The organism is Blautia sp. BIOML-A1 (assembly GCF_009883055.1).
Classification (GTDB): Bacteria; Bacillota; Clostridia; order Lachnospirales; family Lachnospiraceae; genus Blautia_A.
Genome location: NZ_WWVR01000009.1, coordinates 1 through 15,909, shown reverse-complemented (window position 1 = coordinate 15,909; position 15,909 = coordinate 1). Strand labels below are relative to the sequence as shown.

The following is a 15,909-nucleotide window of genomic DNA, read 5'->3' as shown; positions in this document are numbered from 1 at the left end:
TCTCTTACAGATACTGGCTGAATTCTACTTTTTCTTTATTTGGTCCTTCGATTGTAAAGAATTTCACTCCATTTTCCCAAAATGGCAGGAAATGGATCGTATCCTTTGTAGTGTTTAACCCTTCCTGGTTGATAAGTTCATAAGTCTTCTCGATATCTTTCACATCAAGTGCAATGTGATCGACTGCCCCTGATTTCATGGCTGCGTCCTTGCTCTCATACGTCTCGATCACAAGAGAAGCAAATTTTAAAAAGACCACTCTGTCACCATCGTTTACAGTCTCAAATGCCGTTTCAAATCCAAGTTTCTCGTAAAATGCAATTGTTTCTTCCATGTTTTTGGTAGGCACTCCAATGTGCTGGAGTCCGTTTATCTGCTCTTTTAAACTCATGTAGCTATACCATCCTTTCTATTTCTCATACTCTCTGTTTCTGGGATAATTCACCCAATCCAGATGTTTTACTACTATTTATTTTAATACAGTTTTTCCAGATTCACAATTATTATTTTATGCAAACAAACTTAGTACGATCGCACAGATCAGTCCTGTAAATCCGATGATCGATTCCATCATAGTCCATGATTTCAGCGTTGTTTTTTCATCTATCTCAAGCAATGAACCTACCAGCCAGAATCCAGAATCATTCACATGGCTGAATGCGGTTGCACCACCATTGATCGCACACACCATTGCTGCCAGATATACAGGAGATAATTCAGCCACTCCCGGCATAGCTGCCATGATTCCTGCTGCCATTGTCATCGCAACTACTGCCGCTCCGACCGATGCACGAATCAGCGCCGCAATCAGAAAAGCTACAATCACCAGCGGCAGTCCACTTTTCATTAGCTTCATCTGCCTCTCTGACTTCCGAAACGTTGGCAGGAAGTCCTACATTGATTTTACTGCCAATAAATTTTGACCACAGAATTCCGGCAAAAAGCAGCGATAAGATACCTACCGGGACACCAACTGCAATCATGATTCCAAGATCCACATTCAGCATATTTGCCACCAGTACTGATCCTGCTGATGGCGGGATAAATGCAAATCCTGTAGCCAGACCTGCCAGCAATGGGATCACATAATACAACGTGGATTTCTTTGTTTTCTTTGCAAGTCCAAATGCAAGCGGAATCAGGATCACAACACCCGCTTCAAAGAATACAGTTGTTCCAACTACCAGTCCTGTAATTCCAAGAGCTATCCCCGCTTTTTTCTCTCCAAATTTATTTACAAGGGTCTATGCAACGCACTGTGCACCTCCGGATACTTCCAGAATTCCTCCAAACAAAGATCCAAGACCGATCAGCAGCACGATTCCCTGCAAGGTCTCTCCTGCTCCTTTTTCTACCGTACTTATCAGAGTCGGAACCGGCATTCCGGCTCCAAGTCCGATAAGCAGTGCAGAAATCAGCAGTGATAATACAGGATGGATCTTAATTTTAATGATCAGCAGCAATAACAGGATAATTCCCACTGCCGCTGCGATCAGCAGCCTTGTCGGCTCTGCCGCAAATACCGCTTCTGTCATTTTCCTTTTCCTCTATATCTGTCCAAGATTATATTCTTTTTAATATCAGTGTACATATTTGTGAATTGTTGCTTTTACAGCTCCCAGTCCTGCGATCATCTCGCGGAACATATCTTCAATCTTTTCTCCGACACCATCTTTGTAAAGATCTGTAAAGAATAAACGTTCGTTCGAAAGAATTGGTTTCAGCTGATCCTTAAATGTTTCCGGCTGTCCCACAACGATATCCTTAAACTGTTCCTGAAGTTCTTCGTTCATCGGATCCGGTGCAAGTTCAAATCTATTCCCCTCATCATCGACACCAAGCATATATCTGAGCCATCCTGCGATTCCCAGCGGAATTGCTGTCAGTCTGGAAGCATCGCCGTACTTCTTAACGTATGCTTTTACAGTTTCGCCAAAACGAATACCAACCATCTGTGATACATCAACTGCCAGACGAAGATTGGTATCTCCCAGATATTCATTTGGGAAACGATCATTAAACAGTTCATCTACAAATGCCTGTGGGGAAAGGATTCCAGGATCTGCTACAACCGGAAGACCTTCATCATAAGCCACCATACGTGCCATCTTCATCATATCTTCATTGGTATTCAACATATGTGCAAACAGATCATAACCAAGTACAACCCCAAGCGGACCAGTAGCAGAATGTACCGGGTTCAGACAAACAGTAACTTTCATTCGTTCAGACAGATTTACGGTATTTCTGTCAGCCATGTATACACCGAATCCTTTTTCCAGAGCCGGACGTCCATTTGGAAAACTGTCTTCAATTACAAGATACTGTGGTTTCTCTGCATTTACAAATGGTGCGATATATGTTTTTTTACTTGTGATGACCGGCTGCATATCTTCCACACCCAGTTTTTCCAGATCTGCTGCAATTTGCTCACTCGGGCGAGGTGTGATCTTGTCGATCATAGTCCATGGAAAAGCAACTACTTTTTCATCGCTTATATAGTTTACAAATCCATCATCTACAAAGCCTGCCTTCTTCCATTCTTCTGTCATCTTCAGTACGGATTCCCGAAGTCTGGCTCCATTCTGTGAACAGTTGTCCATGGAAACCAGGGCAATGGGAAATCTGCCTGCCTTGTATCTCTCAAACAGCATAGCTACCAGAACCGCCATGGCTCCTGTTGCTTTGTCCGGACCATTCTGAATATCAGCCTGTACAAACGGGAAATATGTGCCGTCAGCTTTCTGGAGTGCGTAGCCTTTCTCGGTGATTGTAAAGGACACCATCTGCAGAGAACTGCTTTTAAAAATTTCTTTGAGGCGGTCCCACTGCTCAGCATCAGAAGCCTGCGCTTTAACAGCTTCTGCAAGTGATCCGAGTACTTTATAATCTCGTCTTCCATCACCGTGAAGAATAACACTCAGACCAAGATTATCATATGGTTTGTATATTTTATCAACAACATCATAATCGAAAGTTTCCACACAGGTAAGTCCTCGATCAAGCACTCCTTCCTCAAGAAGTCCATCCGCAATACCACCAATAAACACCCGGAAAATATTTCCGATTCCAAAATGTACCCATACCGGTGCTTCTTTTGCTTTTGCACTCACGCCTTCCACATCATAACCCGGAAGCATGATTCCTGCTTTTTCCCATACTTCGTGATCCTTAATTCCATTAACTGATAATTTCATGTTACATCCTCCTTGTTTTCCTCTTATATCTTGAGTTAATCTTTATGCTCTTGACTTGCGTCTTTAACTTACGTTTATATCTTACGCGTAAGTTTAGTATATATCTTCATATTTCAAAAATCTATTGACAATAATTATAATATTTAAATATATTTTTTATGCACTTTTGCTATATTCTATTATTTATTGCTTTTTCTTCTGTGTTATACTACAATAAATGTTGAACTTATTTATAACTGTAAGGGTACTGAACAGTTACCTTCATTTTATCTTGCAATACTATCAGGAGAATCTTATGAGTGAAAAAGGATTAACAACTATCAGTCTGAAAAAAATCAATAAATCGAAAGTTTATCAATACATCTACAAGAGTAAGGTAACCTCCAAGCTGCAGATTGTTTCGGATCTTCAGATGGGCTTATCCACGGTCAGTCAGAATCTAAATCTGCTGGAGCAGGAGGGATTGATTGAAAGAAACGGATATTTTGATTCAACAGGCGGAAGAAAAGCCCAGGCGATTCAGATCGTGCCTGATTTTAAAATCTCCATTGGCATCGGCATCTTAAAAAACATGTTTCATCTCACTGCGGTAGATCTTTACGGAAATGCTATTTTTACAGATACGTTTTCTGTTCCATATTCTAATACACCCGCTTACTATGAGCAGATTGCCGGAACTGTCCGGGAATTCATATCGTCAAACCAGTATGAAGATGAGAAAATACTTGGAATTTCAATTGCCACACAGGGGGTCACTTCTCCGGATCATACTACTGTAACCTATGGAACTATTATGAATAATACCGGAATGAAGCTGGAAGAATTTTCGCACCGTCTTCCTTATCCTTGCTACCTGGAACATGATTCAAAATCAGCCGCTTTCCTGGAATTATGGAAGCATCCGGAGCTTGACAGTGCCGTTGTTTTTCTGCTGAACAGAAATCTTGGCGGTGCGATCATAACAAATCATCAGATTCATCAGGGAAATTCCATGCACAGCGGAACCCTCGAGCATATGTGCATTAATCCGGACGGTCCCCTCTGTTATTGTGGAAACCGCGGCTGTCTGGAAACCTACTGTTCCGTGGATTCTCTGGAGCAGGCTGCCGGTATGACGATAAAAGAATTTTTCCCTCTTTTACGCGAAAAAAAATCCTCCCAGCTTGTACAAGTCTGGAAAGATTATCTCAATCATCTGGCTTTTGCTATGAAAAATTTAAATTTAATTATTGATGCCCCGGTCATTATCAGCGGCTATCTGGCACCTTATTTTACTGATGAGGATCTCTCGTATCTGACAGAGCATATCAATTTGCCTGCACCTTTTAAACTCGGTAAAGATCAGATTCTTGTTGGTACAAACGGTCAGTACACTCCGGCTATCGGAGCCGCCCTGCACTATGTAGATCAATTTATCCATACTGTATAGACAGCTGCAGAGCGACCGCAGCACAGAGTGTTTTTCGGTTCAAATGCTGATATGCACGATATAAAACAGGTGCCTGCCTTTGGTTCTTCTCCAAAGACAGACACCTGTTATTTTTATTTCAAATCTTACATATTTTAGAGCTCAGCCAGTTTCAGAAGCTCCGGAATCTTGGATTCCCAGCCAAGTGCCATGATATGTACACCCTGGCAATATGGCTTGCACTCTTTGATGATACGTGCAGCGATCTCAACACCTGTGATACCTGCTTTTGTCTTTTCTTTATCGGCTTTCAGTTCCTCGATCATTTCATCCGGAACATGGATGCCGGCAACGTTGTTGTTCATGAATCTTACCATTCCAACAGACTTCGGAATGATGATACCAACCTGTACCGGTTTGCCGAACTGTTTTGCTTTTTCCATGAATTTGATGAATTTCTCCGGCTCAAATACAGCCTGGGTCTGGAAGTAATCTGCACCTGCTGCAACTTTTCTTTCCATCTTGGCAAGCTGTGCGTCAACGGAATCGCTGCACGGAGATACAACAGCACCCTTGGAGAATTTCGGCGGCTCACCAACGAGCTCATTGCCGCCAAGATCCACACCAGACTCCAGAAGCTTCACTGTGTGAAGAAGGGATACGGAATCAAGGTCGAATACCGGTTTTGCCTGCGGATGATCTCCCATCTTTGTGTGGTCACCTGTCAGGCAGAGAATGTTCTCAATACCAAACATTGCAGCACTTAAGAGGTCAGACTCCAGTGCGATACGGTTTCTGTCACGGCATGCAAGCTGGAAGATTGGATCCATACCTGCATCCTTGAGAACCTTACACATAGCAAGAGAACCAAGACGCATAACAGAAGACTGGTTGTCAGTTACGTTCACTGCATGAACATCCTTAAGATATGTTTTGGCTTCTTCTACAAGCTCATCTACATGGATTCCCTTCGGCGGTCCTACTTCAGCAGAAACTACGAATTCACCACGGTCGAATAATTCTTTCATTTTCATTGTACATTGCTCCAATCATTATAATATTATAATTTATCAGGCTTCTTATTTCACTTCATCGTCTGTTGCAAAGTTGTGAACCTGTGTCGGACATTTCAGCAGATCCAGACGTCCGATCTCTTCAAGGCGTCTGTAGATACGCTCCCATCCACACTCCATCTCACTGTCAACTTCGCATTTACCGTTCTTGGAACCACCGCACTGACCATTTACAAGACTCTTGGAACATGCTGTGATCGGACAGATTCCACCTGTCAGGTTCAGATAACACTCACCGCACTGGTCACATTTGTACTCTAACGGTGTTACACCCTGGAAACCAGGTACCGGGTATGTATCGCAGGCTGCACAGACCATCTTGTCATCCAGATACTCCGCAACGGTCTGTACTCCGACACCGCAGGAGAATACCAGAACCAGATCTGCTTCCTGGATCTTGCTCATATGTTTCTTAAGACGTAATTCCATATTTTCCGGATTACAGATATAATCAGTGGTCATAATTCCTGTTACTTTTCCTTCAGCAGAAAGTTCCTTCTGAAGTTCAACAGCCTCTTTTTCCGGAAAACGAACTTCTTTACATCCATGACAGTTAATAATGAAAACTTTCTTTCCGGCTGTCAGTGATGCGATCGTTTCTTTTGCTTTTAACTGGGTAATCAACATATCACTTCATCCCCCTTATTGCATTTTTTCCGGCTTTGATACTGTTAATGATCGGAATCTTGGAAGAACAGATATACTGACAGCATCTGCACTCAACACAATCCATAACGTTCATGTCTTTCATTCCCTGCCAGTTCTCTTCCTTCGCATATTTTACAAAATACAGAGGAGAAAGTTCCATCGGACATACATCCACACAGCGTCCGCACTTGATACATGGCTGCTCTTTGGTCTCATCTGTATCAATGGCAATAATACCATTGGATCCCTTCATCATAGGTACATCCAGTGTGTTCAGAGGGAATCCCATCATTGGACCGCCCATCTTGACCAGAACATCCTCGTCTGTGAATCCGCCACAGTAATCGATCAGTTCTCTTACACTTGTACCAATCTTGATGATAAAGTTGCCAGGATTCTTGATCTTTTCGCCTGTAACGGTTGCAACACGCTCGATCAAAGGCATACCTGTCTGGATCGCATCAGCAATTGCTTTTACTGTACTGATATTATCTACAATAACACCAACATCTGCCGGAAGTCCGCCGCTTGGAACGATTCTTCCCAGAACACGCTTGATGAGAGTTTTCTCAGCGCCCTGCGGGTATTTGGTTCTTGCAACAAACACTTCCATATTTCCGATATCGGCAACTTTTTCCTTCATTAATTCAATAGCATCCGGCTTGTTATCCTCGATAACAATAATACCTTTCTCGGCACTTGTTGTCTTGAGGATTGCTTTCAGACCAAAGATAATCTCATCTGCATATGCAAGAAGAACCTTGTGGTCTGCTGTCAGATACGGTTCACATTCGCATCCATTGAGAAGGATCGTATCAACCGGTTTCGCTGGTTTCAGTTTAACACAGGTCGGGAAACCTGCACCACCCATACCAACAATTCCTGCTTCTTTTACGATTTCGATGATCTCATCCGCGGTAAGATCATCTAATGGTTTATGAGGCTGTACGGATTCGTGCAGAGTATTTTTTCCGTCTGATTCGATGACAACTGCCATCACTTCACCGCCTCTTGTTCCATGCATGCGAGGTTCAACAGCAACTACTGTTCCGCTTACACTGGAATGTACCGGTGCGCTGATAAATCCGGCAGCTTCGCCGATCTTCTGTCCGACCTTTACGGTATCTCCTACCTGAACGATCGGATTAGCCGGAGCGCCCAGATGCTGTGACATAGAGATCACAACTGTCTTAGGATCCGGGAATTTCTTCAGATCGATATGCTCGCTGAATTCCTTATGTTCTGACGGATGAACACCGCCATAATATCCATTCAGTCTGTCTTCCCTTATTGCTTTAACGTAGTCGTTGATTACTTTGAAATTCACCTTTGAGAAGTCACGGACCTGTACAGGCTGATTGAGGAATTCCTCAAGTCGTCCCTGTTTTGCAAGTCTCTGATAAATCTTCTCCCATGCACAGTCTTTATTCGGATCTACTTCGCACTTACCGTTCTTGGCACCTCCACACTGCCCATTTACAAGGCTCTTGGAGCAATCAACGATCGGACAGACACCACCGGTTATGTTCAGATAACACTGAGCACAGGCATCACAGCTCTTCTTGGTAAGAGCCATGCCATGATGGCCTCTGTAGTTAAGAGAATTACTTGCTGCATAAACTGGTTTTCCTGCCAGTTCTGCAACTGTCTGAATACCAAGGCCGCAGGAAATTACGATAACATTCTCTGTTCCTTCCGGAAACAGATCCTGTAATTTTCTTTCTGTGTGCATCTTGTTACACAAAAAGTCTACCTTTGTACTGCCAGTGACTGTCTTGCCCTGTTCTGCGGCAAATTTCAGAAATTCATCGCAGTCCGGCTCGTCAATGGTGTCAAATTCCTTGAAGCACTTGTTACAGGCAATGACATACAGGTTGTCTTTGCCCTCAAGCAATGATGCAAGTTCTTCATTGCTTTTCAGCTGATACTTAGTATAGTTCTCCAATTGCTCACCTTCCTTATGAAATATTTGAACTTATATGCTTATCAGCTTCTATCCTTCTTTCCCCTCTGCACTGTTAAGAAAAAAACAATAAAAATCCGATAAACTGGTTCTATAATTACTATCCTATATAAATGTAGCACAAATCGTTTATTTTATCCAGTTCTTATTGTATGTTTTCATCAAAAATAAGCTCTTTTTTTATAAAAAAGCGGTTCTGCACGCTGAAAAAATCTGTTATTTTTTTATCATTATTGTTATTTTTTTATCATAATGGTGGGATGGATTTTTTTTGCCTCAAACTTTCATAGCAGACATCCTGACATACCATTTTTTGTTCTTATACTGTCGGATTTGTGTTATACTGTAACTATTCAGTACCCTCACAGTTACGCTATGCTTTACTATATTTATGAAATATGGGAGGGAATCAACTATGCAAAATCCAGTTTCTGACGAAAGATATTCTGTGGCAGACGAAGCCATTCTGGGTGCTTTTTTTAAACTCATAAAGCAAAAAGCTCCTGACCGGATCACCGTATCCGATATCACCAAAACAGCTGGTATCGCGAGAAGTACTTTTTATAATCATTATCAGGATATCCCCTCTCTTGTATCTGCTGTTGAGGAAAAGACGATCCATGATGTTTTTTCTATAATGGAAAAATTTCATCCGGAAAATGACCGCGATATCTGTCAGTCCTATTTTCTGACGATCTGTCGCTATACAATGGAAAATCCCTTCCTTGCCGGTCTTCTGAGCACCCCTCACGGGAATGATCTGTTTGAAAAAATGCTGACCATGCTTCATCACTATGTCACCGCTACCACCTCCAGTGCCAGCCCCGACAAACACACAAAAGAAGAAATATCTTACGTGATCACCTGCGCGATCGGCAGCACGATCGGTGTGCTTCACAAATGGACCCGGGATAATTTTAATCTTGCACCAGAAGTCATTGCAGAAATTCTGACTCAGATTTTCCTGGCAGGCATGCTGCCTCTTTTGTCCTGACTGCCCCGCATACAGGCATAATAAAAACCCGTCTGAGCGAAAATACTCAGACGGGTTTTTATTATGCCTGCGGCTCGTCGATCAGGACATCCTGTCTCCTGATCTTCTTTGTCGTATTGCGGATAAATGGATTTTTCCGGATCACCAGACCTGTAATGCGACGGTAAGTCGGCTGATTTTTGTTGTATTCATCCAAAAATGCCTGAAGCTGTGACCGGATCATCTCAGCATCCAGTTCCTTCGCCTCCACAACTGCCTGTTCCGGATAAATACGGGCTGTAAGACCGTTGTCTTCGCCTGTTACAATAGCTTCACCCACCAGCGGATTCAATGCAAGCTTATTTTCGATTTCCTCCGGGGATACATTTTCGCCATTGGAAAGAATAATCAGATTTTTCACACGGCCATTGATGAAAAGATAACCATCTTCATCCATATATCCCTTATCTCCGGTATGCAGCCAGCCATCTTTCAGCGTTTCCTCTGTCTCATGAGGCATCTGATAATATCCCTTCATGACGCTTGTACCTTTTACCAGAATCTCTCCATCCTCAAATCTGATTTCCACATTCTCAAGAGGTCTTCCGATGGAACCCGGCTTATTGTTTTCCTGTGTATTATTGCTGATGACCGGAGAGCATTCCGACATACCGTAGCCTTCCAGTATCTGTATACCGTACTCTGCAAAACAGTCAATATAGTAAGGATCCAGATGTGCCCCACCAGTAAAAATCGTGTGCAGTTTTCCGCCAAATACTTTTTCTGCAAGAACTGCCTTCGGAATTGCCGGATCAGCGGCTGCCAGTCTCTTATAAATCGTCTCAATCATCATTGGAACCATGAGCATGATATCCGGTTTAAAGATGCTCATATTTCTGATCATATGAAGCAGGGAGTCATTGATACAGAGGGTTGCCCCCTGAGAAAAGCCCTTCATCCAGTCCATGACAAGACAGAATGCATGATGGATCGGAAGTACACTGAGCATGGCTGTTCCGGGTTCTGCCGTGATTTTGACTGCCTCAACATTGGAAGCCAGATTATTCTGTGTCAGCATAACTCCTTTGCTCTTTCCTGTCGTTCCGGAAGTAAAGATAATAGTCGCAATATCTTCTGCATCCGGGCAGGAAGCATCTCCTTTTGCATTCTTTCCTGAATTTCTGAGTTCGCTGATACTATATGTATCTGCCGGTACATCCTCCACCTCTTCCTGGAGCATCCATACTTTCTGAAGTTTCGGACAGTTTGCAAGAAATGCTTCCAGATACGGTCTGTGTTTCAGACTTAAAAAGAGTGCTTCGGAATCGGACCGGTTTATTAGATCGATCAGTTCTTCACAAGGGAGTGCTGCATCCAGCGGCACCGCTGTAGTACATCCTGTAATAATTCCCAGATAGCTTTCAATCCATTCTATAGAGCTGGTTCCGATCAATGCAATATGCTTTCCCTCAAAACCTTCTGCAAGAAGTCCTTTTCTGGTGGAAATCACATTTTTCATCATTTCACTGTAACTTCTCTCCAGAACCTCTTTTCGGTTAAGCCATTTTACTGCCTTGACTTCGCCAAATTTCTGTACACTTTCTTCTAATATATTCCTGATCAGCATATCTTTCTCCTCCCTCTCTGTTCTGTGGACTGATATTCTGTTAATTCTGTTCGCTCCGTTCACACACAACTTAATTCTTACTGAAGCTCCTCAAGAAGCTTAAGTGCCTCCTCAAGAGTTGTAATTTTTGTCACTTCAGTTTCCTCAAGTTCAATGTCAAAGGTATCCTCAAGCTCACCCAGAAAAGACATGAAATCCAGAGAAGTAAATCCCAGATCCTCACGGAATCTCATCTCACCTGTCATCTCTTCCGGTTTCACTTTGCTGTACTGCGCTACAATATTTTTAAATTCCATTTCCTGATTCATTCCATTTCCTCCTGATTTTTGATTTTTATACCTGTTCCATGATCTCGCCGATGCTCATATCCGGCTCTGCAATTCCCTTAAACAGAATACGCATCATATAATAATAAAGCAGTTCCATGTCATGTTCCTCAAGATGAGCAGTCTGATAATGATATGAGAAGTTCATGCCGCCATCCTCAGTGTGAGATACGGTCAGATACATTTTTTTGGTTGCGGCACCGTTTGCAAACCATTTGGCATGCTGGCGAACGGTTCCAAGCATTTCATTCTCCACCTTCACCGGCATTGGCTGATAGGTAAGATAGCAGCTTTCATAGCTGGTATGCTCCGGTGTATGATATCTCTTTCTCATCTCATCCACGATAAGTGCCGGATCGTAATTGCTGTGCATATAAATTCGATTCTGCATATTCTGGATTTCATAAGCTGCCGAGAGAAAATCTGTCTCCGGTGAGATCACTGTTCTGCACGGAAACATAATAGTTCTGCTTCCCCCGGAAGTCCATTCATCATGGGTAGAACGTCTGGATATAAAATTCTGAATCGTAATATCTTCTTGTCCGTTATTTACTTTTGACAGATAAGTACGGATACCAAGCAGAAGCAGATTCGTCATGGAAAGCTGATGATTCATACAGAAATCCATCAGGTTCTGTGTCGCATACGGTTCCAGATGATAATCCTTTACTGCAACAAACAGCTCGTTCATCTCAATATCAGAAGCACGAAGCTTCGGATCCCCATGACGCTTTCTTGCTTCCTCCAGTACGGACGGTCCCTGAATATCAGAATATAACGGCTCGCCCAGTTCATCCAGCTGGTCATCCCAGAATTTTTTATCTTTTGCAAAACGCTTTTCATTGCCCGCTTTTGCAAGATCTTTTTTCAGAACCGTCTCAAAATCAACCAGTTCCTGTGGGCAGGCCGTTCCATATCTGTAATGCGTATATAACTGGAACAGATCTCCGATCATAACTACAAGCCCACAGGAATCGATCAGTCTGTGATCCATATGTAAAAAGAAACCATTGTATCCTTCCGGAAGCTTCAGCATGGTAAATTCGCACATCGGGATATTATCTCCGTCAAATGTTTCATATGCCCACTGCTGCATCAGCTCATCTGCCTTTGCCAGACTTTCCATTCCAGACAGATCCTTCAGTTCGATATCACGCGGATCCTGTTTTTCTATATATTGTTTTACATTTCCATCTTTATCCGGCTTCGTAAAACGGACTCTGGTACAGTCTGAACGCTCCATTTCCATCTGAATACATTTTTTTAATAATCCAAAATCCAGTTCTGCCTGTACAGAAGCCACAACACTGACGCCAGATACCTGCTGTGTACCATAATCCACGATCCAGTTGTGATGCATTTTCTGAGCTGCCGTCAAAGGATAATAATTTCTCATATAATAGATAACCTCCATTGTCCCGTTTTTCTTCTTTATCCGAGACAGAAAACATTGTATATATTCTTCAGGTGAAAAAATATCATACCTTCTCAGGAAATACCAGTACCCCCAGAACTTAATGAACACTTTACAAAAAATTGACCGGGACTTATCATGCATTTAACATAACAGTTCCAAGGTGTATTCCCTGTTATGTACCATGTCTGATAAATCCCGGTCAGGATTCTTTATGTCCGTTTAATCGTATTTCTCAAAAAATTCCATCATCTTGTGCTGATACAGTTCCGGATCTGCATAGGCACTGCACAGATGCCGTGCTCCCGGTATGATGACCAGTTCCTTCTCTGCCCTGCAGAGCATATAATTCTGAAAAGAGTTAGTCGGATACACATAGGTGTCCTTCTCTCCATGGAAAAAGAGAACCGGTCTTGTATTTTTTTTCATGGCTTCGGTAGTGTCTGCATCTTTCATATGAAATCCTGCCAGAAGAGAACAGAACCAGTCCAGTTCCATCAGAAGCAGTGGAATATGATGCAGGTGGAACCAGTTAGCTGCCATATCACGCATCTGCCCTTCCATAGACTGAAAACCACAGTCCGCGATCAGGCCTTTTACCTCCGCTGGGAGGATATGTCCTGATGCCATCAGTACAGCAGCCGCACCCATGGACTGTCCGTACAGATAAATCGGAAGCTTCTCTTTGTTTCGTTCAGATACATACACTGCCCATTGCTGCACATCCCATTGTTCCTTTGCTCCAAAGGTAATATATTTTCCCTCGCTGTCACCGCAGCAGCGATGTTCTATAAACAGAACATCACACTGATGCTCATGCAGATATTTCGCCATAAACGACAGGGTGCCAAACCGGCTGCCACGATATCCATGGCTTAATATAACGATCCGTTTTGCATCTTCTGCCGGCAGATATAATGCATGCAGCTTTAGTCCATCGATACTTTTGATATAACAGTCCTGCATCTTCTGCTCAAAGCACCATGCCTTACTCTCATTGTATTCCCTGGCATAACCGTTCTGGGGATGATTCTCCCTGATATGAGACAGCTCAAACCATTTCTTTCTTTCCTTTTTGTACTCTCCTCTTTTACAGCAGACCACCATGTTAAAAAAGCGCCATCCCATCTCCAGCACTCCCAAAAAGACAAACGACAATATTGCAAACAGCTTAATAAATTTTTTCTTCATCATGATTTCCCCACAGTTCATATTTTAGAATAAGAATCTTGCCCAGCCACATTGTATATCCATCTTCCAGTGCCTGTCTGCCGCATCAAGAAGTGCTCCCATGATCAGTTTTCCGCTTTCATCGCATTCTGTATCAGTCGGATTCTCTGCAAAAGGGCATCCGTATAGTATTATACTCTCCAGAGCCAGCATATACAATCCAATTTCTTCTGTGTGTCTGCAGGATTTTAAATGCACCTACTGCATCTGCGTTAAATCTTACCCCGCCAGTTATATACATGCCTCTTTCTTTTCGGTTTGATGATTCTGCATATATTTTGGGCGACAAAAAACAGCCTGTATTTCTACAGGCTGTTCTTTGTCTATCTCACACTGTTTCCGTACTTTTCCTCAGCATGGACATTTTATTTACTGTCCGTCAGGATTCCAGGAATCATTGTCCAGTTTATTCAGCATCTCCTTCAGATCAACAGTATATGCCACCTTTACATCGCTGTCTTTTTTGACGATAAATTCAGAGAGTCCATATTCTGAGCCGTTGTCTGCCCAGTCATATGTATATCCCAGTCTCGTCCATGGATATTTCCCGTCAAAATAACTGGAGATAATATTTGAATCAAACCATTCTTTATAGTCCTCATCGACTTCATCCGAAAATGCATCTGTCATTTCTGTTGTTCCGATATCTGAAACATACGCCGGGCGGAAAACGTCTTCCGGTTTTACCCACATAGCCGTAAAATACTCCGATTCGTTATCCGGACGCAGACCGATGAGTTCTTTTATTCTTGCCTGCCAGTCTGTCACACCCTCTTTATTCTTCTGATACCATTCTTCCAGTTCTCCACCTGTAAATGTCCATACATTTCCCCATTCCAGTTTTACATCTGCACCATCTGGATAACTGTCCGGATATTTATGGAAGGTATAAAGAAGGATCCTGCCCTCTTGATCGTAAACAGCATATGGCTGTCCCTCCTCCAGACTTACTACGGGAAGGATTTCATCCTTGTCAATGATCATTGCATCTTCAACCGCATCGTCAAAGAGGGTCTGCTGATCCGTTTCACTTTCTGCTGAAATATCTGTTTCTTCTGCCTGAACGCTTACCGTTGTTGTACCTGACAATGTAATTGCAGAAATCAGGATACTGTTCACGATCATTATTTTCCATAATTTATTTTTCATATATTATCTTTCCTTTCTGTATAAATGTGGAAATATTTAGTTCACGTTTGATGGATCAATCTCTGTAATGGTCGGTGCCGTCCACGTATCCAGGGCATCCATATCAGGCGTATAGATACGCATATACAGATGGAAGCCGCCATCACCTACAGGAAGCCAGTTTGCGGTGTCCTTTGGGGCATCTTCAGACAGAATAATATCAACCGAACCATCATCATTCGCTCTCAGACCGGAACGGTCATTTATGCAGTAACGATCAATAGGATTATCAATCAGGAAATCATCGTCTCCATATGCAGTCACAGACCAGAATCCCCCTTCAAGAACCTGCGGATAGCTTTCGAAATGGAGCAGATATGATTTTTCTCCTGTGAGAGGATTTCCATCCGCATCCTGCTCTATCTTTGGATACAGTGCAACTTCAACTGTATTGGCGCCAAGCCCTGCAAGTGCTACCAGTGCACGATAAGCATATGCTGTATTGAAATCTCCGATCGGTTCACCAAAATAGTCCCACTGACCAAGCTTTTTTGAGAATTTCTGGCCCTCTTTGATGATCTTTATCCGAATTTCTGTCAGCATTGTCTTCCAGTTTTCTGTAACATCACCGGTAAGAACAGAAGTGTCAAATTCCATACCAGGACCTACATTTGCAGCTGCTATTTTTTCAAGCATTTCCTTATCTGCAGCTGCCGGAGAATTCTTTACCATCAACTCATTGGCCTTAGTGACATGCTCCCACCACTTAAATCTCTGATTTTGAAGTGGGGGCTTCTTGCTCAATGGCTCTACTGAGCCAAGTATCTACAAGCTATCCTCGCGTGCCCCGCGATTTTTTGCCCGGACACGGGCATATTTCTTACTTATTGTCTTGTCCGGATACGGACAGTTTATGCTGCCA

14 protein-coding genes and 1 pseudogene are annotated in these 15,909 nt (G+C 42.8%); 2 read left to right on the top strand and 13 right to left on the bottom strand.

From position 1 onward, the window contains the following. Window positions 1–4: 4 nt before the first annotated feature. The 3 genes and pseudogenes from GT674_RS05940 to GT674_RS05930 all read right to left on the bottom strand — a co-directional run bounded on the left by GT674_RS05940 (window position 5) and on the right by GT674_RS05930 (window position 3,197). Window positions 5–391, bottom strand: a complete 387-nt coding sequence (locus GT674_RS05940) for a VOC family protein (RefSeq protein WP_161284854.1) — start codon at window positions 389–391, stop codon at window positions 5–7. 117 nt (window positions 392–508) lie between these two features. Continuing rightward, window positions 509–1,535, bottom strand: a pseudogene (locus GT674_RS05935) (GntP family permease). Window positions 1,536–1,580: 45 nt separating this feature from the next. Continuing rightward, complete coding sequence (locus GT674_RS05930) at window positions 1,581–3,197, bottom strand: mannitol dehydrogenase family protein (protein WP_161284853.1); 1,617 nt, start codon at window positions 3,195–3,197, stop codon at window positions 1,581–1,583. 295 nt (window positions 3,198–3,492) lie between these two features. On the opposite strand from GT674_RS05930, the gene GT674_RS05925 reads away from it, so the two are divergent. Further along, the gene (locus GT674_RS05925; RefSeq protein ID WP_161284852.1) at window positions 3,493–4,626 is read left to right on the top strand and encodes an ROK family transcriptional regulator; all 1,134 of its coding nucleotides are present in this window, start codon (window positions 3,493–3,495) and stop codon (window positions 4,624–4,626) included. Window positions 4,627–4,760: 134 nt separating this feature from the next. On the opposite strand, the gene GT674_RS05920 is transcribed toward GT674_RS05925, so the two are convergent. From GT674_RS05920 to rsxC, 3 genes are read right to left on the bottom strand one after another with little or no spacing between them, the layout of a single operon-like run. Beyond that, a complete protein-coding gene (locus tag GT674_RS05920; protein ID WP_161284851.1) occupies window positions 4,761–5,639 on the bottom strand; it encodes a methylenetetrahydrofolate reductase in 879 nt (292 codons plus the stop codon). Between the two features lie 45 nt (window positions 5,640–5,684). Further along, entirely contained in the window at window positions 5,685–6,305 is a 621-nt protein-coding gene (locus GT674_RS05915; protein WP_161284850.1) for a methylenetetrahydrofolate reductase C-terminal domain-containing protein, read from the bottom strand. Window position 6,306: 1 nt separating this feature from the next. Continuing rightward, entirely contained in the window at window positions 6,307–8,271 is a 1,965-nt protein-coding gene (rsxC, locus tag GT674_RS05910; protein WP_161284849.1) for an electron transport complex subunit RsxC, read from the bottom strand. Window positions 8,272–8,704: 433 nt separating this feature from the next. Here rsxC and GT674_RS05905 point away from each other — a divergent pair, with 433 nt between their 5' ends. Next, complete coding sequence (locus tag GT674_RS05905; protein ID WP_161284848.1) at window positions 8,705–9,283, top strand: TetR/AcrR family transcriptional regulator; 579 nt, start codon at window positions 8,705–8,707, stop codon at window positions 9,281–9,283. A gap of 61 nt (window positions 9,284–9,344) precedes the next feature. On the opposite strand, the gene GT674_RS05900 is transcribed toward GT674_RS05905, so the two are convergent. The 7 genes from GT674_RS05900 to GT674_RS05875 form a co-directional block, all read right to left on the bottom strand. Further along, window positions 9,345–10,889, bottom strand: coding sequence for an AMP-binding protein (locus GT674_RS05900; RefSeq protein WP_161284847.1), 1,545 nt, complete (start codon window positions 10,887–10,889; stop codon window positions 9,345–9,347). Window positions 10,890–10,966: 77 nt separating this feature from the next. Beyond that, entirely contained in the window at window positions 10,967–11,197 is a 231-nt protein-coding gene (locus tag GT674_RS05895; protein WP_118254628.1) for an acyl carrier protein, read from the bottom strand. 25 nt (window positions 11,198–11,222) lie between these two features. Further along, entirely contained in the window at window positions 11,223–12,611 is a 1,389-nt protein-coding gene (locus GT674_RS05890) for a condensation domain-containing protein (RefSeq protein WP_161284846.1), read from the bottom strand. Between the two features lie 240 nt (window positions 12,612–12,851). After that, on the bottom strand, window positions 12,852–13,823 hold the full coding sequence (locus tag GT674_RS05885; protein ID WP_243149069.1) for an alpha/beta hydrolase: 972 nt from the start codon (window positions 13,821–13,823) through the stop codon (window positions 12,852–12,854). Window positions 13,824–13,844: 21 nt separating this feature from the next. Continuing rightward, complete coding sequence (locus tag GT674_RS17100) at window positions 13,845–14,057, bottom strand: hypothetical protein (protein WP_173902682.1); 213 nt, start codon at window positions 14,055–14,057, stop codon at window positions 13,845–13,847. 171 nt (window positions 14,058–14,228) lie between these two features. Continuing rightward, entirely contained in the window at window positions 14,229–15,008 is a 780-nt protein-coding gene (locus GT674_RS05880) for a hypothetical protein (protein ID WP_161284845.1), read from the bottom strand. Window positions 15,009–15,044: 36 nt separating this feature from the next. After that, entirely contained in the window at window positions 15,045–15,683 is a 639-nt protein-coding gene (locus tag GT674_RS05875) for a DUF1214 domain-containing protein (RefSeq protein WP_227240557.1), read from the bottom strand. Window positions 15,684–15,909: the final 226 nt, after the last annotated feature.